The organism is Silvibacterium bohemicum, assembly GCF_001006305.1.
GTDB classification, from domain to species: Bacteria; Acidobacteriota; Terriglobia; order Terriglobales; family Acidobacteriaceae; genus Silvibacterium; species Silvibacterium bohemicum.
This window is the reverse complement of the sequence record NZ_LBHJ01000003.1, coordinates 1,115,964-1,139,016: the sequence shown is the minus strand read 5'-3', so window position 1 is coordinate 1,139,016 and position 23,053 is coordinate 1,115,964. Positions and strand designations below refer to the sequence as shown.

At 56.4% G+C, this 23,053-nt stretch carries 21 protein-coding genes and 1 tRNA gene; 5 read left to right on the top strand and 17 right to left on the bottom strand.

Annotation, left to right across the window (positions count from 1 at the left end; genetic code table 11):
• Positions 1-364: 364 nt before the first annotated feature.
• Together XX99_RS10310 and XX99_RS10305 are read right to left on the bottom strand one after the other, a co-directional pair.
• Positions 365-2,383 carry an LVIVD repeat-containing protein gene (locus tag XX99_RS10310; protein WP_050059238.1) on the bottom strand — a complete coding sequence of 673 codons (2,019 nt, stop codon included), beginning with the start codon at positions 2,381-2,383 and terminating at the stop codon, positions 365-367.
• Complete coding sequence (locus XX99_RS10305) at positions 2,380-3,021, bottom strand: DUF305 domain-containing protein (RefSeq protein ID WP_231581233.1); 642 nt, start codon at positions 3,019-3,021, stop codon at positions 2,380-2,382. Before XX99_RS10305 ends, XX99_RS10310 begins: the two co-directional genes overlap by 4 nt.
• Before the next feature lie 933 nt (positions 3,022-3,954).
• Between XX99_RS10305 and XX99_RS10300 the strand changes: the two genes are divergently transcribed.
• Positions 3,955-4,031, top strand: a tRNA-Asp gene (locus tag XX99_RS10300).
• An 89-nt stretch (positions 4,032-4,120) separates the two neighbouring features.
• Here the strand turns inward: XX99_RS10300 and XX99_RS10295 are convergent.
• Together XX99_RS10295 and XX99_RS28645 are read right to left on the bottom strand one after the other, a co-directional pair.
• Positions 4,121-5,323 carry a tyrosine-type recombinase/integrase gene (locus tag XX99_RS10295; RefSeq protein ID WP_050059237.1) on the bottom strand — a complete coding sequence of 401 codons (1,203 nt, stop codon included), beginning with the start codon at positions 5,321-5,323 and terminating at the stop codon, positions 4,121-4,123.
• A gap of 77 nt (positions 5,324-5,400) precedes the next feature.
• Positions 5,401-5,631, bottom strand: a complete 231-nt coding sequence (locus XX99_RS28645) for a helix-turn-helix domain-containing protein (RefSeq protein WP_050059381.1) — start codon at positions 5,629-5,631, stop codon at positions 5,401-5,403.
• A 373-nt stretch (positions 5,632-6,004) separates the two neighbouring features.
• On the opposite strand from XX99_RS28645, the gene XX99_RS10285 reads away from it, so the two are divergent.
• Positions 6,005-6,958 carry a LysR family transcriptional regulator gene (locus XX99_RS10285; RefSeq protein ID WP_082125437.1) on the top strand — a complete coding sequence of 318 codons (954 nt, stop codon included), beginning with the start codon at positions 6,005-6,007 and terminating at the stop codon, positions 6,956-6,958.
• A 200-nt stretch (positions 6,959-7,158) separates the two neighbouring features.
• Here XX99_RS10285 and XX99_RS10280 read toward each other — a convergent pair whose 3' ends face one another.
• From XX99_RS10280 to XX99_RS26715, 5 genes are all read right to left on the bottom strand, one after another.
• Positions 7,159-9,288, bottom strand: coding sequence for a VWA domain-containing protein (locus XX99_RS10280; RefSeq protein WP_050059235.1), 2,130 nt, complete (start codon positions 9,286-9,288; stop codon positions 7,159-7,161).
• A 2-nt stretch (positions 9,289-9,290) separates the two neighbouring features.
• Positions 9,291-12,275, bottom strand: coding sequence for an outer membrane beta-barrel protein (locus XX99_RS10275; RefSeq protein WP_050059234.1), 2,985 nt, complete (start codon positions 12,273-12,275; stop codon positions 9,291-9,293).
• Positions 12,276-12,403: 128 nt separating this feature from the next.
• Positions 12,404-14,200 carry a M56 family metallopeptidase gene (locus XX99_RS10270; RefSeq protein WP_050059233.1) on the bottom strand — a complete coding sequence of 599 codons (1,797 nt, stop codon included), beginning with the start codon at positions 14,198-14,200 and terminating at the stop codon, positions 12,404-12,406.
• Complete coding sequence (locus XX99_RS10265) at positions 14,197-14,583, bottom strand: BlaI/MecI/CopY family transcriptional regulator (RefSeq protein WP_050059232.1); 387 nt, start codon at positions 14,581-14,583, stop codon at positions 14,197-14,199. Before XX99_RS10265 ends, XX99_RS10270 begins: the two co-directional genes overlap by 4 nt.
• A gap of 296 nt (positions 14,584-14,879) precedes the next feature.
• Positions 14,880-15,047, bottom strand: coding sequence for a hypothetical protein (locus XX99_RS26715; RefSeq protein WP_231581231.1), 168 nt, complete (start codon positions 15,045-15,047; stop codon positions 14,880-14,882).
• 108 nt (positions 15,048-15,155) lie between these two features.
• Here XX99_RS26715 and XX99_RS10260 point away from each other — a divergent pair, with 108 nt between their 5' ends.
• Both XX99_RS10260 and XX99_RS10255 read left to right on the top strand, forming a co-directional pair.
• Positions 15,156-15,527 carry a type ISP restriction/modification enzyme gene (locus tag XX99_RS10260; RefSeq protein WP_050059231.1) on the top strand — a complete coding sequence of 124 codons (372 nt, stop codon included), beginning with the start codon at positions 15,156-15,158 and terminating at the stop codon, positions 15,525-15,527.
• An 82-nt stretch (positions 15,528-15,609) separates the two neighbouring features.
• Entirely contained in the window at positions 15,610-17,670 is a 2,061-nt protein-coding gene (locus tag XX99_RS10255; protein ID WP_050059230.1) for an ATP-binding protein, read from the top strand.
• Between the two features lie 50 nt (positions 17,671-17,720).
• Here the strand turns inward: XX99_RS10255 and XX99_RS10250 are convergent, their stop codons facing one another.
• Positions 17,721-18,008 (bottom strand): ATP-binding domain-containing protein, encoded by a 288-nt coding sequence (locus XX99_RS10250; RefSeq protein ID WP_050059229.1) that lies wholly within the window; start codon positions 18,006-18,008, stop codon positions 17,721-17,723.
• A 356-nt stretch (positions 18,009-18,364) separates the two neighbouring features.
• Positions 18,365-19,345, bottom strand: a complete 981-nt coding sequence (locus XX99_RS10240; protein WP_050059227.1) for a CpaF family protein — start codon at positions 19,343-19,345, stop codon at positions 18,365-18,367.
• Between the two features lie 29 nt (positions 19,346-19,374).
• On the opposite strand from XX99_RS10240, the gene XX99_RS10235 reads away from it, so the two are divergent.
• Positions 19,375-19,542: a hypothetical protein gene (locus XX99_RS10235; RefSeq protein ID WP_231581230.1), complete on the top strand. Its 168-nt coding sequence runs from the start codon at positions 19,375-19,377 to the stop codon at positions 19,540-19,542.
• Positions 19,543-19,613: 71 nt separating this feature from the next.
• Here XX99_RS10235 and XX99_RS10230 read toward each other — a convergent pair whose 3' ends face one another.
• The 6 genes from XX99_RS10230 to XX99_RS10205 all read right to left on the bottom strand — a co-directional run bounded on the left by XX99_RS10230 (position 19,614) and on the right by XX99_RS10205 (position 23,041).
• Positions 19,614-20,399, bottom strand: a complete 786-nt coding sequence (locus XX99_RS10230) for a VirB8/TrbF family protein (protein ID WP_050059226.1) — start codon at positions 20,397-20,399, stop codon at positions 19,614-19,616.
• Between the two features lie 162 nt (positions 20,400-20,561).
• On the bottom strand, positions 20,562-21,479 hold the full coding sequence (locus XX99_RS10225) for a type IV secretion system protein (protein ID WP_050059225.1): 918 nt from the start codon (positions 21,477-21,479) through the stop codon (positions 20,562-20,564).
• 24 nt (positions 21,480-21,503) lie between these two features.
• Positions 21,504-21,773 carry a hypothetical protein gene (locus tag XX99_RS10220; protein ID WP_050059224.1) on the bottom strand — a complete coding sequence of 90 codons (270 nt, stop codon included), beginning with the start codon at positions 21,771-21,773 and terminating at the stop codon, positions 21,504-21,506.
• Between the two features lie 12 nt (positions 21,774-21,785).
• Positions 21,786-22,571: a hypothetical protein gene (locus XX99_RS10215; protein WP_050059223.1), complete on the bottom strand. Its 786-nt coding sequence runs from the start codon at positions 22,569-22,571 to the stop codon at positions 21,786-21,788.
• Positions 22,572-22,595: 24 nt separating this feature from the next.
• Positions 22,596-22,802 (bottom strand): hypothetical protein, encoded by a 207-nt coding sequence (locus tag XX99_RS10210; protein WP_156185906.1) that lies wholly within the window; start codon positions 22,800-22,802, stop codon positions 22,596-22,598.
• A 5-nt stretch (positions 22,803-22,807) separates the two neighbouring features.
• Positions 22,808-23,041, bottom strand: a complete 234-nt coding sequence (locus XX99_RS10205; RefSeq protein ID WP_050059221.1) for a hypothetical protein — start codon at positions 23,039-23,041, stop codon at positions 22,808-22,810.
• Positions 23,042-23,053 lie beyond the last annotated feature (12 nt).

The following is a 23,053-nucleotide window of genomic DNA, read 5'->3' as shown; positions in this document are numbered from 1 at the left end:
GAAGCAAGTTTGATGCTAGTTAATCCGCGGTGCGGATGCGGTTAGTTTTCCAGCGCTGGTGCGGGTTGTCAAGCATGGAGTACGGCCCGGGACTGAAGCCCTGCTTGGTTTTGGCTTATTCCCCGGACTAAAGTCCCGGGATCCCTCCCAAGTAAGGATGGGCTGTGTGGTTGGGATTGGCTTCGGAGTTTGGATGGCCTGCGCGGTTCGAATGACCTTCGGGAGCGGATCGCTTACGGAATAAGAACGTTTTTCGCAGGTCGATCGTCTCCAGCGTTCGGATGAACTTTGCGCTTCTATGCGTAAATCAAAAGCCCCGCTGCGAGCGCTCGCGTGCGGGGCTTTTGTCTGTCTGGGTGAGCGGTTATGCTGCTGGATGCTTGAGGATGTCGGCGAGGGCTTGCAGACGCTTGGCGTCGGCCGGGCTCTTGGCCGATGAGGCGTCACTCTCGACTGCGGGAGCCAGCTGGTTCAGCTTGGCGAGGTTCTTCTGATCCAGATGCGACTTCTCGGTGCGGCTGATCGCCTTGTTGAGTGCGGCGATGCGGTCAGCGGGAAGCGCCTGGGAACGGGCAAGCTGATCGAGGTAGGCTTTGGCCACGATCAGCTTCGCAGGCCAGACGATTTTCTGCTGGTTCTGCACGTTCAACTCATCGACGTGGACTGCACTGGCTGCGTCGATTTCATTCTGCGTGAGGTACTTGCTCGGCGTGAGCTTGAAGACGTCGAGGCCGCGAGCGATTTCCGAGCCGTAGATGTATCCGTTGTACCAATACGCCGACCAGTCGCCGCCGAGGACGAGTGTCTTGGCATCGATGGGTCCGCGATCGAAATAGCCAATCTCGAAGGGATGCGCGGGATCGGTGAAGTCCATGATGGACACGCCGCCCTGATACCAGGCCTGTACTTCGATGTCGCGGCCGGGGACGGGGATGAGCGAGCCGTTATGCGCTACGCAGTTCTCGGTATCGCCTTGCGCAGCGGGCAGCTTGTAGTAGCCGGCGAGGCTCAGCTTGTCATCCTGCAGATGGAAGATAGCGTCCGCGCCCCACTTGTTGGGATCGTTCGGACGGCAGCGTGCGCCGAGGCCGCCGCCCCACTCGTCGGTGAAGACGACTTTCGTTCCGTCGTTGGAGAACGAAGCCGAGTGCCAGTAGGAGTAGTTGACGTCGTTGACGGCATCCACACGCTTGGGATGCACGGGGTCCTTGATGTCGAGCAGAATGCCATTGCCGGAGCAGGCGCCTGCGGCGAGGCCGACCTCCGAGTAGACCGTGATGTCATGGCAGTGGTTGGTGTCGGCCGGTTTTTCTTCGCCCTTGCCGTGGCTTCCGCCATTGTTCAGGCCGTTGAGAGCGCCGGTGCGCGGATCGATGAAGATGCGTGGGTTGGAGACAATCTTGGCATCCTGCGGTGCAGCCACGGGAACCTTGATTACATCGATGCGGAAGAGCGAAGTATTCGGATCCTTATCCGGAGCGTCATTCGAGCAGCCTGCAAGCTCTTCGTTCTGGCGGACGAAGGACGTGCCGGAAACATAGATGTAGACGTTGTCCTTGTCGTTAGGATCGAGCACTAGCGTATGGGTGTGCGATCCGCGGCAGGTTTGCACCGCAGCCACTTGCTTGGGGTTCTTGATATCCGAAATGTCGAAAATTCTCACACCGCGAAAACGGTCGGCATCTGCAGCCGGACGGCGATGCTCATTCTCGTGGCCGGGCTCCGGCGGAGGCATCGGCGCAAAACCCTGCGTTCCGCAATCGAGGCGTCCGTTCGGCATCTCGACCGACATGAACATGAGATTGCCGTACACCGAGAGATCGCCCTGGCCGCCGGGGCAGACCATCGAAGTGAGCAACGATGTTTTGGACGGGTTGGAGATGTCATAGATGTTGACGCCGTAGAAGTTGCCCTGGAACAGGTGGTTGCCCTGGAATGCGAAATCGGAGTTCGAGAAGGCGAGCTGGGCAATCATCAGGTCCAGCGACTTTGGCGTCTTGAACATGCTGCTCATGCCGAGCTGGCCAATCATCTTCTGCACCTTAGGATCGTTGGGATCGGTGGCGCCAAGCTGAAATGCAGCAGGCTTCTTGAGAAGCAGGAGATGCTTCATGCCCATCGAAGTTTCGCCAGCGTTATAGAGACCGGGCGAGAGCTTATAGCGGGGATCGTTCACGTCAGACCCTGTCATTCCAGGCGGGAGCTTAGGAGCGGGTGCCGGCGCAAACGGATTCGACTCTTCATCGCCGGCCTTCGCAGGCGCGGGGGCGGCGGTTGCGGGCGCGGAAGCCTGGGCGTACGCCCGGCTCACTCCAGAACATAAGACAACTGCGGCCATGGCCACACTGGCCAGCCGGAAAGTAACACGCTGCAATTCGTTCATTCTTTCTCCTTAAGCATGTTTTGCATGATCTTGATTTCTGCCCGCTGTGTATTGTCGACGTCCGTAGCGAAATCGAAGAGGTCGGCATCCTGTCCTGCGCCCGGGGCGTCGAACAGATCTTTCACCATCACCAGCGCGCCACCGTGGTGCTGCATCATTCCGGTGAGGAAGAGGTGATCGAACTCAGCGCCCGTAGCGTGGCGCAGGGCGTCCATCTGCGCGGGCGTAAGCATCCCAGGCATCATCGGCATGTCCATACCTGGCATGTTCGCCATTTCCATCGAAGTGGATTGGCCGCGCGCTGCCAGCCAGCGGCGCATGAACTTCATTTCGTCGGTTTGCGAGATGCTGATGCGTTCACCGATCGAACGCACGGCTTTGTTCTCTGTATGCGAGGGAATCAGCGCTGTCATCTCCACGGCCTGACCGTGATGCATGACCATACCCTGCATGAAATCGACGTCGGCTTTCGAGAGCTGCGGGACGATTCCGGTTGTCGAAGAGGGAAGCCGTTTGGTGGGCTGGCCCGGTGCGCCGGGCTGGACTACAGATACAGAAGAACTAGATGGAGATATAGCGGAGGGACCCTGCTGCGCGTTCGCCAAAGAACCGGTAAGCGACGGAGCCAAGATGAGCACGCTCGCAAGTATCGTTGTAGCGCGTGGAAGAGCTTGCCGCTTCTTATTGTGTGGACGCTTTGAGGGCTTGGATGAGGAGCAGGACATATGCGATCCTCCCAACCTATCATGATGGTCGACAAAGCGAGAGATCAAAGTTATGGCTGGTTTTATCGACATAAATCTCAATGAGCAACGGGGGTGCCGTCGATACGCGGACGGCCGATGGGGCTCGACAGGATCACGATAGACCGTAGATAAGTCAGACCACAAGAACGAACAATCTTGCGCCATAACATCGAGTCGATAATCAAAAGCAAAAGAACACTCCCAAGCAATTTCATCCTCACGCGCGCGCATCTGTTCCCGATAGTTTCTCGTGTCTGGACGTGCTTTCCTGAAGGTTGAGCGCGCTGTTCGGGTGTCCGATGTTATGCGACGCCCTCATTGCCTCCTCTACAACACTAGGAGCACAGCTTTATTCCGGGGAACGCACTAGTTTCACCGCAATCTGCAGGAAGGCCTGGCAGCAGTCCTACAAATTATTACGGACTCTGTGGCCTTGGACTGTGGCTGGTGTTCGTATGTATAAGTGCATGATCTCTACCTGCGGGAGTTGGCATGCGTGCCGATGCTTCTTGCTGAGGGAAGGCTTGCGCCTGCGTTTCGCTCTTCTGTGAAAGGATATTTGAGCGATGGGGAGAGGCAGGACGAGAGCGCTCCCGGGAAACTTCACTTTCCGACGCCCGACGTGGAAAACTTGCCTCGGCGGAAGGGCAAGTCGACACCAAATCTGATAGACTCAGTTCTGTCGTTGCGATGGCTTGTAGGTGTTCGGTTCGGCGTCCCCACGGGGCCGCGATTGAGCCCAAAGCCAGGCAACATCGGAAACAGGCGAATGCTGCAAACGCTTGTTTCTATATGAGATAATCCAAGTAGTGGATTCACACTCTTGGGGACGTAGCTCAGTTGGTTAGAGCGCTGCCCTGTCACGGCAGAGGTCGCGGGTTCGAGCCCCGTCGTCCCCGCCATACATTCCAAAAGACTTACGGAATATATGGGACCTAAGTGACAAGCAAATCAGGACACAATAAGGTCACAATAGCGAATCGCCCAACGATTACGCTTCTGTGCCCGTTCGTGCCTCTTTCTGCTTTGCGCCCACGTTTGTGCCCACGCCGGGCACCATCATCTGAACAACCTTGCTCTGTGCTGCCCGCTTATGCGAGTTCACGGCCTGCGTGTAAACGTCGAGCGTGATCTTGCTGTTGGCGTGCCGCAAAAGCTCCTGGACGGTCTTCACGTCTTCCCCGTTGGCCTTCAGCAGTGTGCCGAAGGAATGGCGGAAGGTGTGCCAACCGATGTTCTTGTGGATACCAGCCGCTTTGGCCGCTGGCTTGATATGCCGCTTCATGAGGTTGTCCGGCCAATAAGGCTGTGTGCCTTTCATGGTCGGGCTGGCGAAGACCCAATCAGACTCCATCGGATAGAGGCAGGTCTTTCTCCAACGCAGAAGATCTTCGGCCATGTAGCTGTCCATCGGGACCGGCCTGGCCGACGCTTCTGTTTTGCAGACACCCATCACCTGATGCCAGATGGACTCGGTGACGCGAATCTCCAGGTTCTCGAAATCAATGTCGTCCCACTTCAATGCGAGAAGTTCACTGACCCGAAGGCCCGTCGCTGCGTCGAGCAGAACCAAGGTCCGTTCCCGCACGGCGAGCTTTGTCAAAAGAGCTTGAAGTTCGTGCAGTTCGAGTACATCGGGAATTCGCTCTCTCTTGGCGCTTTGGCGCACGAGTTTGATCGGATTCTTGTCCGTCCACTCGTACCGCATCGCGTGACTGAAGAGAGCGCTCATGATGTTCCGAATCTTCGCTTTTGTTCCTCGTGCCCGCTGAATGCTGCCTAACCACTCTTCCACGGCAACAGACTTGACCTGCTGCAGGCGGTGGTCGCCCCACCGTGGAAGAATCCAGCCGTTCAGATAGCATTCGTAGCCGGCTCGTGTCGAGTGCGCTTTGCGTCCCTGCTCGTCCTCGGTCAACTCCTTCAACCGGTAGTGTGCGATCAGTTCGGCTATCGTACTCGGGCAGCTCACCGCCCGCGGGGTTTGTTGGTTGGCATCGATGCGCAACGCGTTGGCGGCTTTCAGGGCTGCTGCTTCCGACGGGAGAGTGATGGTCGTGCCGATCACAGCTTTGCGCTGTAAGTTCGTACCGTCCGGCCCAATCTCTCTCCAGCGGAAGACCCAAACATCAGGCCCCTTCTGCCGCTTGCTACGCTGCACGCTTCCTTGCTGATACCGTGTGCGCCTTGGCATATCTACTCCTGGTCCCCGGCGCAACGGGTGGCTTAATTCAAGGCTATCGCTGCGCCGGGCAGAGGTCTAGTGGAAACTCAGCTTGCGAGCTGTTCTGTGATCCAGCGGTCGATGTCACTGGCCCGGAAACGCCACATGGTACCGAGCTGGAAACCCCGGACGATTCCTTGACGCGCATACCGCTGGAGGGTTTTTGGATGTATTCGCATGATTGCCGCCGCTTGGTCGGTATCCAGTAATGGCTCAGGAACGAACGGCTCACTTCGAACAGGCTTTCTCCCCAATTCCTGACCCGATGGTCTGTCCATCATCGCTGTGCCTCCTTTGAAGCCGAAGCAGCGTCACGCCGTCTCAAAGCGCCAACTTGTTGGTTTGTTCCCGGCCAAGTGAGCCCGCTATTGATTCTTCGGATACCGCTTGCTGACTACGATTGGCGCAAACGTCCGCAAATGTCCAATCACAGTTTGCCAGTCGACTATTCCAAAACGTAATACTCGTTCTGTCCACCGACATCCCGTGGGCCACGGAATGTAAGCAGATGCGTCAAAATATTGACAGGGACACGATCCCCACCGGAAGATTTCAAAAGATGGTTTTTGCGTTTCCGATTCTCTAAGGGCCCTTCCACTACTCATTGCGGGCTCTTCGATTCCCCAGGCAGAGAGTCAAGTGGGGGTAGGCATGGCCCGAAGCAAGGCAAAACGTCCGATCAATCTAAAACACATGGAAGCCGCCATCGCGGTAGCAGAGACGCTCAACTTTTCGAGAGCCGCCAAGCGCCTCCATATTAGCCAGCCTGCTGTCACGAAGTACATCAAAGAACTTGAGGAAAGTCTGGGTGCTCTCCTCTTCATTCGGGCACACCATACCGTCTCTATCACCGAAGCTGGGAAGGCTTATGTTGAGGAAGCCCGGATCGTTGTTCTCCACGCTGGACGCGCGGTACAGGCAGCGAGGGCCGCCCAACAAGAGGCAGAACTGATTCTCAATGTGGGGCGCTCGCCTTATGTCGATCCCTACTTTACCTTGATGCTTCGGACGATCCGATTGCCGATGTTTCCTAGACTGCACTTGCAGCTCTCCAGTGGATTTTCATGCGATCTCACCCAGGACGTCCTCAATGGTGATCTTGATATTGCCGTGGTGATCGAGCCGCCGCAGTCAGGGCAATTGGCCGAGTTTGAAATCGAAGAGTCGCCCTTCTACGTTGTCATGTCCAGGGAAGATCCGTTGGCTCAACTTCCCGCTCTTGACTTGAATCATCTCTCTCTCAGGCGATGGCTCCTGTTCCAACGCAATCTTCATCCTCCGCTCTATGACCTGATCCAAAAGCTAGCGCATGAGGGCCACGTTATTCCGTCTGCCCTACAGCACTTCATGGTGCCGGAAGAGTGCCTACCTCTGCTGCTTGAGCCTGGAGGAGTTGTCATTGCGCCGAAGTCGGGGGCTTTAAGGATTGCCCGTGATGGACTCACCATGAGACCACTCGATGACGCTCGCCTCAAGATGAAGACTCGGTTGATCTCGCGGGCCGATAATCCTTCTCCGGCGATCAGCGATTTATTTCGGACCTTCATGCGGAGGCTCAAGCACATTCGAGTAGACAACCAGATGTCACTGCCTCTTTCCACGTAGCGGCTCGATGACATCTGAAATCTGTTGAACGTCAACGATCTTCACGTTCACTGGACCGGAAGCGTCGCATTTCTGACAGGAGACGATTCCCGCTGCGATAACCTTGGCATCAATGTCATCGATCCGTACGACGTGGCCACACGCTTGGCATTGGTGTGCATGTTCCCATCGAGATTGAAGAGGCTGGCTTCCCAATCCGCTCACTCCCAATCCGCGGCGATCATGATCTGGCTACGCCATACAGCCACTCGATGGGTAATCAAGTCCAACGCTGTCACTTGCACCTCGTACTCGCCGGATTCCATGCCACTGAGCGGTATTTTTATGTGAATGGGCGTGGTGCCTAAATGGTCTTCCGCAATCGGCTCGGCTTCGATGGCTTGGGTTTCTATGGTTTTCTTGTCCTCACGGAATAAGGTGACATAAGCAACGATGGGGCCGTAAGACGGAAGCGTTGTGGTACTTGCTGCGCTATCACCCTGATAAACCTGTAGGAGCACCTCCATCTCGCGGTTCTTGCGGAAAACCCGCGTCACGCTAGGGATGAGTTTGCCTTCAGAATTTACCAGCGGATCGACGGCGTCATTCTTCATCCGGTCCTTGCTCTTAACCGTATTGAACAGCGCGGACTTGGTATCGACACGCTGATTGCTTAACACCACGGAACTGATGGGCAGCTTCTTCGTCTCGTTGTTTAGGTTAGGGATGGTGAAGGTTGTCTGATAGGTGCCGATGCGTCCTGTTTCGTCGTCGCGCGCGAGGAACTTGATGCTGTAGCGGCCGGGCAACAATGTGAAACCGGTGCTGTACTCAATGGGACGCTTTGTGAGTTCGGCCACGGTGGCGTCGCTTAGTTTTACGTCCACGTTGTCGCGCAGGTTGGTGACGGTATTGCCGCTGATCTCATCCTTTACCTCACAGACAAAGTCGATGACGGTGTGTTCCGCGCTGAACTTCTTTGCAAGGGCGAGTTCGCGGCCAGGGATTTTGACCGTGATGGGCACGAAGTATTCCGCGCGGTTGAGCTGGAAGTAGTTCAGCTCCATCGCCACGGTGAGTTCCGTAATCGGATCGCCGAGCCTCAGGGCATCCTCCAGCTGGCGTTCCTTCTCTATGCCGTTGAACTTACCGAACTCTTTATTGGCGTAGTAGCCCTTTCGGTAGTCGAGCGATTCGTGCAGCGTTTCGCCCACGGTGATCTTGATTTGGCGGAAGGCTCCGTTCTGCGCGGTGTTGCTGGTGTAGTACCCGATGAGGTAGTAGTCGCTGACCGCATTCTGTGCGCGCACAATACCGGCGTCGAGATCGTTGTTATCGAAGAAAGCTCTGCCACCGGTGTCCGCAGCCAGGGCGTATAGCGTGTCCTGCGACTGTTGAAAGCGATCGTTCGAAACCTGCGCCGCCGTTCCGCTGTACATGCCTTGGTTGCCGGGTGAGCCCTGTGATGCATCGCCGAGAGGAGCGTCCGCGACAAGGCCGCGCGCGTCGATGGGCCAGAAGGATACGCCTGACTTCACCGCGGCTTCCACAGTAGCGTGCAGCTGGGCCTGATTATCGTTGCCGTTCAGACGCAGGCCACTGGCGAAATACAGGAGCGTCTTCTTTTCGTTCATTGTGCCCAGCATCGCAGCCGCGGTCTGGAGCGCGGAAAGTTGGCGATCCGTGTTGAAAATGTTGAACTCACCGGAGTCCTGACCAAAGGCCGCGCCCGTGTCCGAGCTGCTCGCATCGCTGATACCCTCATCATTGCCTTGTCCTTCGCCGACAATCATCGTCTCAAGGATGGACAGCATCTTGTTGCGGTCGTCCGTAAAATCCTGAAGCACATCGACGGAACCGCCTTGGTAGCGCAGGATGCTAACAAGGTCAGCGGGGGTCATCTGCGTGCGGATGAACTTTTCCGCGGACTTCAGCGCACGTATCTGGTCGTCCGGCTTCATGGCCGTCATGTCAAAGTACATGGCGATGAGGCGCTTGTCCTTGTAATGCGCGCCTTGCGCGTAGGAGGTGCGTGCCAGCTTCTTATAGATCTTGACCTCCTCTTCGTCAGGGTCCTGTTTAGGCAGTGGCACTGCGTCAGTGGGGAGCGACTCATGCTCGAAGACGCGAATCTTCTGCGGCGCGCCGTCTTCCGTGATGGTGAAGTCGCTGGCTTTCAGGTCCGGGATGAACTTGCCGCTCTTGTCCTTGATGACGACGGCTTCCGTAACGAGCTGCGACTTCACACTGAGGGTGAAGGTACCGTCTTTACCCTGCGGCTGGTTGGTGCCAATGGTCTGCGCGAGGGCAGGAAGTGCGAGCAGAGTTGCGATGATTCCGAGAGCTTTCATGATTAGAAGCGGAGCCTCCCACTGAGTTCGAATGACCGCATGGCGTTTGCCGATGCGGGCAGGCCGAAGGTAGTACTGTTGGTGAGAGTGTTCCAGCCGGTGAACGCGACGTGATTCAGCACGTTGGTGGAATCGATGCGTATGTCCAGCGAGAGCGGATCGCGCAGCTTGAAGACACGCGCCAGTGATGAGTCAACTGCGACTGCGTTGGGACCTTCAATGGAATAGCGTCCCGCGTTGCCGAACTGTCCCGCTGCTGGCGTGGCGAACGCCGCCGCATTTAGGTGGTAGCCATTGCTGGCGGTGTACAGATCGGCTGCGGTGCGGTTGGGCCGGATGGTTCCTGCAAATCCCGTGCCTGGCAGCGTGGTGTAGTAGATGGGCGTCTGCGGCAGGCCGCTGCCCGCGCTGAGCGACGAGGAGAGCGTCCACTGCTTCAGTACTCTGCCACGCCAGCCCGTCAGCAGCGTCCCGCCGCCGATTCCCGTGCCGGAGGTGTACTGGAAGGTGAACTTCAGCAGGTGACGCTGATCAAACGACGAGCGGCTGCGTTCTGCCTGCAGATTCTGCCAGTTCTGCGCGATGGTGTCAGACGGTGTGTTGTACGGGTCGAGCGCGGAGTTGTATGTGTTGGTGGAACCGCCGCCCAGGTACGCATCGTTGTCGATGGAGTGCGCGTAAAGGTAGTCCAGCGTGGCGGTGAAGCCGCTGCGGAGGCGGCGGCGCAACTGCACTTCACCTGCGTGGCGGATCGAGTTGCCGTTCGATGTGCGATAGAGGAAGCCTCGTGGACACGATGCGCATGTCGGTGCAGGTTGCGTGGTGGTGCCGTACGACGGCGCATAAGTGTTAGGCAGGAACTCCTGCGGGCCGCGTGTGCCCTTCGATCCAAGATATGTTCCCGTCAAAACGATGGAGCCGGGTAGGTCCTGCTGCGCGGACAGGTTCCAGATTTGTGCGTAGCCGACGCGGAAGTTGGGGTCGATGGCGAAGGTGTCGGACGTGATCCCCGCGCAATCTTGGAAGCCGTTTACCAGCGTCAACGCGCAGGTGCTGCTGTTCGACACACTCAGGCTCTTGGACAACGGTGCCTGCTGGGCCATACTGCCCGCCGCCGAGAGATATACAGACGTGTCCACGTAAATGCCGTAGCCGCCGCGAATGACCAACGGCGTAGCTGGAAGTGGTCGCCACGCAAAGCCGAAGCGCGGCTGGAACTTGCGGAGGTCCGGCCGGACAAGAGATGAGGGATAGTGCATCCCAGTAAGAGGCCCGACTGGATTTGACCCAAGCACCGGCTGCACGGCGGTGAAGCCAGGCGCGACATCAAGGTTGACGAGGCGACCTTTCAACTCTGTGACGGGCGCGCTGTAATCCCAGCGAATGCCCGTGGTCAGCGTCAGTTCCGGCTTCACGCGCCAGTCATCCGTGACAAAGAGGTCACTGACAGATTCGCGGAAGTACTTGTCCGCATTGCCGAAGGCGACTTTGCTGGCGTCTGGCACACCGGTAAGGAAATCCCGCAGGTCAGAGCCTGTTGCCTCGCCCGTGAAAGCAAAGGTACCGCGAGGATTTGCCTGCTGCAACTGATTGAACTGCTGCCGCCGGAAGTCGCCACCAAAGGTGACGGTATGGCGCCGGTACGTCCACGTTGCGTTGATGCCAACACCGTCCGTCTGATTACGATCAAATGCGCTTATGCCGTCTGTGAGCGATGCTATGCCGCTGGAGAAGTTCAGCGTGGGCGGTCCCCAGTTTGCAGGGTCCTGCAAATTACCCGTAATTCCCGTATTCCCGCTGACGTTGATTAGATTCGCGAAGAACGGTGTCACGTCAGTCCTCAAACGCGAGAAGCGATACGTCGTCTCCACAAAGATCTGGCGCGGAAAGCGATGCTGCCACGTCACGTCTGAGTCAATGCCGAATGTCTTTGTGGTATCACGGAAGTGAAACAAGTTGGTCGCGTCCGCACGAGAGTTCAGAAAGGCAAACTTGCCGTTCATGGTGTCCCGGCGACCAATGGTCTTGTCCAGGCGCGTCTGCAGCGAGTCAACATGGCTATTGTTGAGCACCTGTGTCTGGTAGTTGTATTGCGTGCTGCCTGCGAGGTTTGGCAGTGGATACAGCGCCAGCAGCGCGGCGGCTTGGGGCGTCACGGCGACAGTTCCGGTGGGCAGGATGCCTGCGCGTTGCGCTGCAGTCGGCACCAGGCCGGACTGCGTAAAGGCTTCCGGGTTCCGTGTCCATTGATATGCCGCGAAGAAGTTCGGACCGTTGTAAAACACATGGGGGATGCGAATCGGTCCACCCAGCGTGGCGAGACCAGTGAAGGTGGAGTACGACGCCTTTGGCGTCTGCAGACCGGTGAGGGAATACGGTCGCGCATCGAACGGCGAAGCACTCAACTTGAATCCGAGGCTACCCGTGTACAAACTCTTGCTGCTGGCACGACGCGTACCGAACGCCTGTGCCAACGAGTACTTACTGGTGGCCGCGTTGTTGTTACTGCCATTAATCAGCATGCCGTCCGCGGTCATACCCGCGTCACTGTCTGTTGGCGGAGCCGAAGGAGAGGGTGTGTCCGTCCCATCCTTCGTTCTCACTGTTGAATCGTCTCTAACGGCAGGCGCGGACGGATGTAAGGTCTTTGCCGATGCGCGCAGGTCGGACAACGGCAGCATCTCCATCTGGACCGTCGCGGACGGCGTTGTCTCAGGGACAGCGACCGTGGTGTCGACCGCCTTGAAGCCCTGCATCTCAAAGTGCAGATGCCAGTCTCCCGCACTGAGTGAGAGAAACTGAAAACCTCCCTCAGGATTGGTAACCGTGGTTAGCGTCCGTTCATTCTGGCTAGCAATCACTGTGACGCCTGGAAGTGGTGTGCCATCTACAACAACCCGCCCGCGATGCTCTTGCGCGAATGCGGCACTTCCGACAACAGAAGCATATAGCAACAAGATCGACGCGCAGCGGGTCACTGTTGGCATTAGACTGACCTCTAACTTTCTCCAACCACTGGAAAATAGCCATGATTCGGCCGCACGTGGGCGCACCAACGCGCGACGTTGACGTCGGGTGGGTTCGTGCGACTTACCGTAAGTTCTTAAGGAAGCGGCTAGTTTTCCTTTGGCCGGTCGATATGGTCGATGACCAACGTCGGCACAGGGCCTCTACTCGGCTGCAACTTCAATCCCAACTGGTCTTGAAGAGCAGTGAACAAAGGCGGTGCATCGTCGCTGTGTTCCGCTTGCGCGAGGTCTGGTGACCACTTGAGCGTCAGATCGTATTTCGCAGGCAACCCAGTCTTATCGACGACGACGCGGTCGGTCTGCCGACTTAGATAATTGGCTAACGCCTTCATGTGGAGGTTCGATGCTGTGACTTGCATCCCATGCATGTGCATTAGGTCATCTTCACCGGCCTGCGACGAAGGCTTGAACTTGACGCCGGATTTTGCGACAACCAAGTCGTAAACCGGCATTGTTTTGGTGTCGGTGTGCGTCTCTAAATGAAACCGATCCATAATCAAGCGGCGCGCCATGACACGAACCTGATCGTTGGTTAGGCTTTTGAGCGTTTCCGGATCTGCATCGAGCACTTTCGCCTTGATATCAAAGCGTTCTGATTCCGCCCAGGGCGGCAGACCTGAAATCAGGTCGGGCCGAATGTCGTATGCCAACTGCAGTAGCCGTCTGATGGTGGTATTACCCATCTCGAAGACAGCTCCATCTACGTTGATATGTATGTCGGTACTTCCAGAGTTGTTGGGGCGAACAGTAGAGACATCGTACTTAGGCAGTTCAGCGCTTTGCTGTTGCGCCGACATATCAGACAGAGACTGAACACGGGCAGCGACCAACGCTGGCTCCGTAGCCTCCGCTTGGCCCAACATTAGCGGAGTTGCAACCGAAGCTATAGTGAAGGTCGAGAGCAGTAGTCTGCCAGGCCAAGTGAGCCTCGCTCCCGGTTGTCCTCGTAGAATCTGAGCGATACGATGTTTCAGGTCCGCGCCAGTCACACCGGCAACAAGGGCCGTTTCCGGCGTTACGCATAGTTCGCAGACCTTCAAGATGCTTTCGGCATACACTTTCGGAGCGTGCTTGAGAGCCAATACCTCTTCGTCACATGCACACTCGCGCTCCTCTTCAAGTTTCCGGCCTAGCCACCACACCATAGGGTGGAACCAGAACACGGCTTCGACGAACATATGCAGCGCCGCGCAAAGATTGTCAAAGCAACGCACGTGACAAAGCTCGTGAGTGAAAATTGCTCTCATCTGCGCGTCGTCGATACGTTCGGATACTGCCTGAGGCCAAATCAATATCGGACGGAACATGCCATACACGCCGGGTTGCTGCAACGTCTTTGACGATGAGATACGCAACTGCGGCCATTTGCGAGAATTCATCTTCCGCAGAGTGTCTATCTCACGTCCCTGAACGAGGAACTCGTTCTCACGAACTATCTGCGCAGCTTGAACCCAAGACCTCAGCCACAGCAGAACCACTACAAGGAAACCGGCCAGCCAAACAATCAGCAATGCCGGAATGATGTGACTCCATGCCATCCCAGCCGCGACCGCAGGTTGCAAGTCGGTCGGGCCTGTATTTCCCATGCCACTTGAAACGAATGGCGTCGCAACTTGCTGTATGACATTGACGATCTCAGAGCGACCGGACTGCTGCACTCGTCGCGCCAGCAGTGAATCGCCGAGAGCCATCAAGAATGAGAACGGAACAAAAAACTTGAGGGAGGCCGTCAGCCACAACCAGTAGCGAATTCGGGCCTCATTTTTTCGAAGCAATATGTTGATCAGCGCTACCGCTGCTCCAAACGCCGTAGACTGCCATAGGTGATTTCTGAGAGCCGGGCTGAACTGCTCCAGAAGCAGTTGGAGATTCGTTGACATCATCGCGGCTCCCTCTTTTCCGTGTGCTCTTTCAAGAGCTTCTGCGCTTCCTTGATGTCCTCGCCTGTCAGTTTGCCTGACTGGATCAGGTGCGCGATCACCGGCTGAACACGACCGTCGAAGAAAGAGAAAAACTCATCCACGAGTCTTCTATGTGCCGCTGTACGTGAGAGCGTCGCCCGAAAGATTAGGGAGTTGCCGATCTTCTTCGCCCGCTCCACTGCTCCCTTGGCCTCTAGGCGGTTCACCATCGTTTGGACAGTTGTGTAGGCAGGTCGCCCCTTCTCCGGGAACTCATCATGAATCTCGCGCACGGAGCATTCGCCCTTTGTCCATAGGGCGTCCATGATTTGCATTTCCAGCTTCGACAGCTTTGGAATTGACATTCTCTACTACCTCTGTGGTTGAAGGTACTACGCCTGTAGGAGCGTGTCAACTGTCAGCTCATACAAAATTCTGCTAACGAGTTCAACTATGAGGTAGGTGAGTGGGGTGATGCTAAATGAAACAAGCCTTACCGTTCCGTGCAGCGTCAGTAGGTCTTCTTCTGCGCAGCCGGCGAGCGGGGGCCGGAGTCAAGCGAATGAGGGTGCAGGGGGAAAACAGCATGTGTTCCCCCTGCCGCTGTTTTCGGCGCAAATAGAGGGCGGCAGGTTCGCCGCCCTCGAAGGACTGGAATTATCTAGGCCACTTTCTTCGCGGTCTTCGCCGTTGGCTGCGGTGTCTTCTTCGCTTTGTCCTTCGCAGCGAACTCCTGACGTACTTTTGCTGCGATGGCGTCTGTGTCCACCTTGTAGGCAGTCGCGGCGTCTTTGAGGACAACACTTGGATTGCCGCGCGAGGCAGCCAACAGGATGCAAGCCTTCCTTCGGAACACGACATCGAAACCATTCTGGCCCTCGATGCAGATTGGGGTCGGTTACAAGGCACAAAGGTTATGCCCGGAAACGGGCGGGTCGTGACGCGTGACTGGACTGATGCTGAGCTTGGAAAGATCAACGCACTGGCAGCAATACAGTTAATAACGGTCGATGATGCTTTAGCGCTACTGGGCGAACGATGTGTGGACGTCTACCTAAATGGCGCGGCATGCTGGGCAGCCGTCCCAATCAACGTCTGGACCTACACCCTCAGTGGATATCAGGTTCTCAAAAAGTGGCTTAGTTATCGGGAGTCCCGGCTTCTGCGCCGCGCCTTACGTCCTGAAGAAACACAGTATTTTGCCCAGATCGTCCGGCGTATCGCAGCCATTCTGCTACAGGCAGTTGCTCTCGATGCGAACTATCTAGGTTTGATTCGAACGGCCACCGGCCTATCGAGCGATCATTGAACTAGGGCTCAGCAACCGTTTTCGTCTTTCATTCGCCATCGGGGTTGGAAACACGTATGATGAATGCTTTCGAGGAGCATGCGTGAAAAGGATCAGCGTAGCCGTCGGAGCGGACCATATTGATAGTCTGGCCCGGGCGCGTAAGCCGCTCTTGGCAGTCATTGAACTCATTTGGAACGCTTTAGATGCCGACGCGAAAAAAGTAGCTGTCATCTTGACGCCAAACGGTCTCTTTGGATTGGATTCAATCCAGATTGAAGACGACGGAACGGGCATTCCCCCAGAGGAATTCGACAGCGGCTTTGGTCAACTTGGGGACTCGTGGAAGAGACGAAGCGAACGCACGAAGGTATTGGGGCGTGCGCTCCACGGGAAAAAGGGTATCGGCCGTTACCGGGCTTTGTCTCTTGGCGGGAGCGTGATTTGGAAGACTCGATTCGAGGTTGACGAACAAGTACTGCAATACGAGATCGCCTTTGACGCGGGGGATCGGCGTACCGTCACAGCTACCGACCCGGCACCGTCAAGTGAGCGCCCCGGCACTATCGTTACGATTTCCAATCCTTCACCGAAACTTGAGACGCTGGAATTTGATGTAGTCAAGCCGGAGCTAACGGAGCATTTCGCTCTCTACTTACGCCAATATCCTAACGTTGAACTTCGATACGACGGCTCTGTCGTAAATCCGACAGAACTCATCTCCCGTACGACAGATATTCCGTTTGATTTTATGGCCGAAGATGGTCAACTCGCCCCACAAATATTGACCGTGATTGAATGGCGGGTTCCGCTGGAACGCTCGCTGTTCCTGTGCAGCCGAGATGGTTTCAGCCTCCGTGAAACTGTCGCAGGAATTCAAGCGCCCGGGCTTCAGTTCACCGCGTACCTGCGTTCCGAACTATTAGAAAAATTCGAGGCACAGGATTCTATCGAGATTGAATTAGGCGATCTCGGTAAGCTTTTGGAATTGACCCGAGAGAAACTTCGGGAATATTCCGCGTCCAGGCAAGCTGAGCAGGCAGCCGAGCAGGTTGAAGAGTGGAAGCAAGAGGAGATTTATCCCTACGAAGGGATCGCCAGCGACGCTGTCGAGGTGGCTAAGCGGCAGGTGTTCGATGTGGTAGCTCAAAATGTCGAAAAGTATCTGCCCGACTTCAAGGGTTCAAAAAAGAAAAGCAAACAGTTCACTTTCAACCTCCTTAGACAAGCTATCGAGACAAGCCCTTCGTCGCTCCGGAAAATTCTTGAAGAGGTCATTGGCTTGCCAAAGGAGAAGAGAGACCAGCTAGCGATCCTGTTGGAAAAGACCTCTCTTGTTTCGATCATTAATGCGTCAAAGATTGTTTCAGATCGACTGGAGTTCATCCAGGGACTTAAATCGATGCTGTATGACAGTCCGTACCGGGATAAGCTTCTCGAACGCAAGCAACTTCAACGTCTCGTCGCGGAGAATACCTGGCTTTTCGGGGACGAGTATTTACTCATGAATGATGATGAGAGTCTGCTGAATGTTCTCAAGAAACATCTAGGTAACAACGGCTATTCGATAGACGAAGGTCTCATAGATTTTACGGAGGATGTCACTTTTGAAGGTGGCGGTACGGGCATCGTGGATCTTGCTCTTACTTCTGAGCCATCTGCTGATGAGAATCTACCAGGGACAGTTTTAGGTAAGACTCTTCCTCGTTCAGGCGTCGATCCTGTGCATAATCTCGTCATCGAACTCAAGCGCCCTTCTCAGAGGATAACGCCGGCAGTTCTCAAAGAGGTTCGCGACTATGCGTATGCGATTGCAAGAGATGAGCGGTTCCACAGCGTTCCCGCACGGTGGACCTTCTGGGCGCTCTCAAATGCAATTAGCGAACAAGCCCAAGAGGAAGCAATGGTCAAGAATTTGCCTCCAGGCGTGGTGTACCAGAGCGGAATTGTGGCTGGAAGAAATTATGAGTATACGGTTATTGCCAAGACGTGGGCACAGGTTCTAGACCAAGCAACTCAGAGGCTCAACTTCTTTCGGACCCACATCGGTTACAGTCCAAGCTTCAGCCAAGGTCGAGAGTATTTGAACGCCGTGTACCGCAAGTTCATTCCGGTGGAAGCTCAGACATCAGGCGATAGCGCAACTCTCGTCGAAATCAAGTAGATTAAAGCGCGCAGGTCAGAGGTACGACTACGCGACCCATCTGCGAATGTTCACCGAGCGACTAGAGCCAACCCCTGCGCCATCGAATTGCTTTGTGCATTGCCGAAACTGACAGCCGCGCTCTTGCTCACGTCCTGACTCAGTTTGCCGGCGAGCGACGCAGCATCGTTGGTATAAATCCGAGCGTCGTGCGAAGCACGCGAGACAGAGACATAGGCAAACCTGCTGTTTATCAATTCAGGATGAACCACCGTATCCATGTTCACCAACACACGCTCGGAGGTAAGCCCCTGCGAGCTATGTGAGGTGACAGCATAGCCATGATCGAAGTGCCGCATCGCGCTCACATCGAAGCGGACGATACGCTCTTTTGCCCCATCCAGCCGAAGCAGAAGAACGAGCCTGCCGCCGGGCGTCGGTATGACCCCGAAGCCGTGACCGTGCAGAAAGCGGGATAGCTATGGGAGACACCCGCCTGAACAATCCTCTTCATCCGCTTCCTGGGAATGCCATGTATTGGCAAGAGCGGTTCACTCATCCCTACCAAGAGCTGCGCAAAGAGCCGCAAGTCAGCGCCGAAAACGAATGTCTCCAGGCTGCCTATGGCATGCTCAGGAGCACACGTTCTGGTCGTAAGATTCAGCACCGCGATGTGGGTGAGAAGCGCCATAACGATTCCTGTTCCATCCGCGTCTCAAGCAGCCGCTGCCGCAGAGGGGGCACGATAGATTTCCTCGGTTTGGAAGGACTGATCCGCGTGGCTGTAACCCGTCACACGAATCAGCTCGCGTACCCTGCGTCGGCCCGCATGATCGCGCTCGCAGTACAGGACGAAGTCGATGGCCTCGGCGGTCTCCGAACGGACGAAAGAATGGTTGAGATTCGGTCGCGCGCTTAGAGCGAGATCGGAGAGCCGATTCAGCGCGTCCCACGCGCTCTTGGCATGGATGGTGGAGAGCGTTCCACCGTGCCCCGTGTTCATCGCTTGCAGCAAGTCATAGCCGCATTCATCGCGTATCTCGCCCATGATGATGCGGTCGGGACGATGCCGCAGTGCGGCGGCAACAAGCTGGCTTGGAGTCACGGCAACCTGACCTGGAATGGCCTCAACTGCTTCCCATCGAACGGCGTTCGGATGGGCTATCTTTAGCTCGGCGGGCTGCTCAATGACGATGAGCCGCTCCTGCATCGGCACATGATCGAGCAAGGCTTTCATCAAAGTCGTCTTCCCACTCCCAGTTCCACCGCTGATGATGCCGTTCTTCCGCTCTCCAATGAGGCCGACAACAACATCTCGGATCTCCACCGGCAGACTGCCCGATGCAATCAGCTCGTCGGAGGTAAACCAGCGGTTGAATTTCCGCACCGTGACCGTCGGGCCATTGATCGAAGATGGCGAGCCGACCACGGCAACTCGGGAGCCGTCCGGCAGGCGCGTATTGAGGATCGGATTCTGGCTGGTGAGGTCCTGTCCCAATAGGCGCGCGACACGCTCAATGGCCGCCTGCAAGCGGTCGTTGGTGTAGGGCGTGGATAGCGCAATGTGCTCGACCACGCCGCCACGATCCGCGTAGACGCCGGTGGTCCCATTAATCATCAGATCGGAGATGGACGGGTCCAACAAGAGCGTTCGCAGCTCGTCGGGAAAGAACGGTAATATCAGATCGAAGCTCATCGGACCACCAACCCGCCAGAAAGGACGCTATGGCAATCAAGACCATTTCCTACGACAGCATCGCCAACGAGCTGATGACCAAGGCCAGCCGCGCCCGAGCAAAGAAGCGCGCCAAAGCCATCCTCAAACGCATGGGACTCGACGAATTGCGCGAGGTTCGCAAGGTGACGCAGGAAAACCTCACCCCTTCTAAATAGCGCAACCGCTGGTCCCGGCTGGCAGGGTCGCGTGGATGGTGCTTCGGGCTCCGGAGTTGAAGCAGGAAGTCTCATCGAACTACCCCATCGGTCGTTGCGGCGGTGCCGGGAGTAATGGGATCAACCGAGACGCGGTTTTCGTGGAACTCGGTGATGGTCAATCCCAATGGATTGATGAACTCATATTGCGGGTAAATCTTGGCCTGGTCGCTGACCTGTTTGGGATTCAGATAATAGGTTAGACTGAGCATCCAGTGCTCGGTCCTCGGTTGATGCGAGTGGCTGGGAGAATACAGCTTATCGAAGGCAAGCAATGCCATTCCACGCGCCATCAAAGCGCCCTGCACGGTCTCTTGCGACATGGACGTGATGGTGACGTTTTTCACCTCCACATCGCTCTGCTCGATCTGGCCGCCGACTACCTGCGAAACAAGGTGGTTGGCATTGTCTTCTGTCATCAACTGCGAAGCGAGATTGCCGGACAAGAAGTAGTAGTTGAGGGGATACTTCTTAGCGACGGTGTCGCGGTTGATCGTATAGCGGTAGTTTGCCCAATCGGTGAGGTAGGTCCTAACCTCTCCCTCGCGTGGGCTATAGCTCAAATCGCTATACTGAATCGCCTGGGCGCGGCCCATCTCGTCGATGCGGATGTAACGGTTTACCAGCGGGCGGCGAGCAAGCGAGAGATTGAGCCACATCGAGCCGCAAAGCAGGACTGTTCCACAGGTGAGGATGATGCGATAGGCTTTGCGCTCAGCATAGTGTGAGGCGTAAACCTCATTGCCGATCTGATCCGTGAGCAAGATTTGCTGTGGCGAGAGTGTCGGTTGCTCATTGACTACGGTGTGCGTGGACATGGGGAGGACGACTCCTTTCGTTGACCTCATGGAATACAGCGAAAGCGTAGATCAATCCGGCAATGATCGACCCTAGCAGGAAGAGCAACAACAATGGCCGAATGATTCGTGATGCGCCGGTAGCTCGCGCGAATAGAAATCCTAATAAGAAATTCCACATGCTCATCCTCCCGATTTGATCGCCATCGCAGCCGCACCACCAGCGAGTTGCGCGGGCGCTCCAGTAAGCCCGGCAGCCCCACCGAAGATCGCCTGCGTCATGCTCGGAATAAAGAGCATGTTCACGATGAATGCGACAAACACCATGATGCACGGGATGAGGTTCGCAAGCCACGTTTCCATGGAGTAATTTCCGTTGAATGTCTGCTGGATAAAGGCATTCATAAAGCCACCCCAAACAAAGATGAACGCCGCTGCGACAGCGCGAATCATGGCGAAGCTAATCAGCACGTCAAGGAAGTGAAAGAACTTTGCCCGAAAGGTCTTGGTCATCAGCAAAGGGATGAAGACGGGACCAAATAGAGCCGTCACGCCATAGAGGATGAAGGCGCTGCAATTGATGACAAACAGGATGGCGGACGCGATGCCGAGAAGTGCTTGCACAACGAAGTAGCAAAGGATCTGCACCGGAGCCGTGAGCGACGGCATCGCGGTATTATCGCCAGCCGTTTTGAAGAGCTGCAGGAGATTATCCAGCGAATGCTGGTCGAAGGCCGCCACCATCGCCTGCGCGATGTACGAGAAGAAGTGGTTGATGCCGAAGCTCGCGCCGGGGAAAGGGTTCACCCAGTAGTTCTCAAGCAGGCAGCAAATGATAAGTCGCAACAGGAAGTTGACGAGATCGCCTGCGTGGACCGGCTGAGCGTGAAAGCGAAACGTCATGCTGGTGGTATTCCAGTTAATGACCAGACTGATGAGCGTGAAGAGAGAGATGCAGGCCAGCTCCGTCAATCCCAGTTGCGTGAGTGCGCCGCCATTCTGGGTGGTGAGATTGGTCAGGTTGTTGGTAAACTGATAGAGCCAATCGACCCCGGAACTTGTGCTCGGCAGTGCTTGTGCTAACAACGCCACGGAAACCATATCGTTTCTCTCCCTCGGTCACAGTTACGGGATGTACTTCTGCCAGGTCTTGCCCTCATTGGCAGCAGCGGAGTTGTGCTTCTCCTTGGCCGCTTCGACACGCTGCCGGAACGCCTCATCTTCGGCCTTGCGGTCTTCGGCTTCCTTCTGCTGTTGCTGGAGGATGGCCGCAGCTTTGGCGGCGGCAGCGGCGGCTTTCGCCGCCTCGTGCCGCTGGTAGGTGAGCGCGCCACCAATCGCGGTGAGAGCCGCGAGGATGGCGAGCAGGATTTTGGTATTGATCGCTTTCAACATCGCGGTCTCCGCTTAGGGCAGATAGCTATCCCAGGTGCCGCTTTCGTTGGCGGCGCTGGTGTCGTTGACGGAACGTTGCTGCTGGACGAAGACGGCGGTGTTGAGGTCTTCGACGTGGGCGTTACGACGCTCCATGTTCGCGACCGTCATCTGCGAAGCAAGGCAGGCGTGCAACGTGCCTTGTGATTGCATCTCGCTCAATCTCTGCGCCTCTGCGGCATTCAGGAGATTGAGCTGCTGTACCTCGCTGTTGGTGCTGTCGCCACCGTCGAACTGTTGCGACAGAAGCGAGCTGTTCGCCGTAGCATTCTCGCTGCGTGCGGCGCGGTACTGGCCCACGGCGGTAAGGCAGTCGGGAGAGACCGAATCGGCCGTCTCGATCATCGCCAGTTGCGAGCTGCGGGAGCTGCCGAGAGACTGGCTGGCGAGGTAAGCCGGCGCACTGCCGTTCATGGTGACGGTGGCCGCCTTCCATGCCGTACTCGATGCACCCGGCGAATTGGTATTGAGCGCAATGCTCATACCCGCTGTCTCGCCGAACATATTGGCGACGTTCACGTTCTCAAGAGCATGCAGCGTCGTCTGCCACTGCTGCTTGGCCGAGAAGTGCGTAATGTTGTTCTTCAGCATGTTGTATTGCGTCTGAAGAGTCGTCAGTTGCGATACAAGACTGGCATAGCTGGTGGGATCGAACACAATGTCACCGATGCCGAACAAGGCGAAGCTGGGAGTTGCTGTGAGCAACACCGCCGCGCCTCCGATAAGCCACTTGCGACGCTTGCTGAGAGTGAGTTTCATAAACCCTCCTGTCATTGGGTTGAACTACATGCACTGCGGGCAGGTCGGGTCCAACCTGTCCAGGGGAAAAGTGCGGATGTGGGTTGCGTTTGTAATCGCTTCGGCGGACTGGAGGTAGATCCACCCAAGCGCATCTCTACCGGAGGTTGTACCCACCAGCAGCAGGGCGAGCACAACGGCGGAGAGAATTCCGGAGACATGGCAAAAGCGATGGAAGCCGACTCTCAGCATGACCTTCACTCCTCCTCTGCAAGTTGCCGTGCAACCTGCGGAATGATCGCGAGCCAATCCGGCCCGCTGCGTTCGATCGCTTCGGGGATCGTGTACTCGATCTCGGTCAACCAATCGGCACGATTGAGGACGAGCGCCACGGCAACCTTTTCGGCGGTGGACTGCACGCCCCATGCGTCATGCCCGCCACGCTTGGCGTCGCGTGATTTGCGGAGCAGATGGTCATAACGGTCATTCATGGCAGGCTCCTA

Excerpts from the sequence above, each read along its gene's own strand:
- XX99_RS10310 (WP_050059238.1), bottom strand. The coding sequence starts at position 2,383 with ATGAACGAATTGCAGCGTGTTACTTTCCGGCTGGCCAGTGTGGCCATG.
- XX99_RS10295 (WP_050059237.1), bottom strand. The coding sequence starts at position 5,323 with ATGCCAAGGCGCACACGGTATCAGCAAGGAAGCGTGCAGCGTAGCAAG.
- XX99_RS28645 (WP_050059381.1), bottom strand. The coding sequence starts at position 5,631 with ATGGACAGACCATCGGGTCAGGAATTGGGGAGAAAGCCTGTTCGAAGT.
- XX99_RS10285 (WP_082125437.1), top strand. The coding sequence starts at position 6,005 with ATGGCCCGAAGCAAGGCAAAACGTCCGATCAATCTAAAACACATGGAA.
- XX99_RS10280 (WP_050059235.1), bottom strand. The coding sequence starts at position 9,288 with ATGAAAGCTCTCGGAATCATCGCAACTCTGCTCGCACTTCCTGCCCTC.
- XX99_RS10275 (WP_050059234.1), bottom strand. The coding sequence starts at position 12,275 with ATGCCAACAGTGACCCGCTGCGCGTCGATCTTGTTGCTATATGCTTCT.
- XX99_RS10270 (WP_050059233.1), bottom strand. The coding sequence starts at position 14,200 with ATGATGTCAACGAATCTCCAACTGCTTCTGGAGCAGTTCAGCCCGGCT.
- XX99_RS10265 (WP_050059232.1), bottom strand. The coding sequence starts at position 14,583 with ATGTCAATTCCAAAGCTGTCGAAGCTGGAAATGCAAATCATGGACGCC.
- XX99_RS10250 (WP_050059229.1), bottom strand. The coding sequence starts at position 18,008 with ATGCGGCACTTCGATCATGGCTATGCTGTCACCTCACATAGCTCGCAG.
- XX99_RS10240 (WP_050059227.1), bottom strand. The coding sequence starts at position 19,345 with ATGAGCTTCGATCTGATATTACCGTTCTTTCCCGACGAGCTGCGAACG.
- XX99_RS10235 (WP_231581230.1), top strand. The coding sequence starts at position 19,375 with ATGGCAATCAAGACCATTTCCTACGACAGCATCGCCAACGAGCTGATG.
- XX99_RS10230 (WP_050059226.1), bottom strand. The coding sequence starts at position 20,399 with ATGTCCACGCACACCGTAGTCAATGAGCAACCGACACTCTCGCCACAG.
- XX99_RS10225 (WP_050059225.1), bottom strand. The coding sequence starts at position 21,479 with ATGGTTTCCGTGGCGTTGTTAGCACAAGCACTGCCGAGCACAAGTTCC.
- XX99_RS10220 (WP_050059224.1), bottom strand. The coding sequence starts at position 21,773 with ATGTTGAAAGCGATCAATACCAAAATCCTGCTCGCCATCCTCGCGGCT.
- XX99_RS10215 (WP_050059223.1), bottom strand. The coding sequence starts at position 22,571 with ATGAAACTCACTCTCAGCAAGCGTCGCAAGTGGCTTATCGGAGGCGCG.
- XX99_RS10210 (WP_156185906.1), bottom strand. The coding sequence starts at position 22,802 with ATGCTGAGAGTCGGCTTCCATCGCTTTTGCCATGTCTCCGGAATTCTC.
- XX99_RS10205 (WP_050059221.1), bottom strand. The coding sequence starts at position 23,041 with ATGAATGACCGTTATGACCATCTGCTCCGCAAATCACGCGACGCCAAG.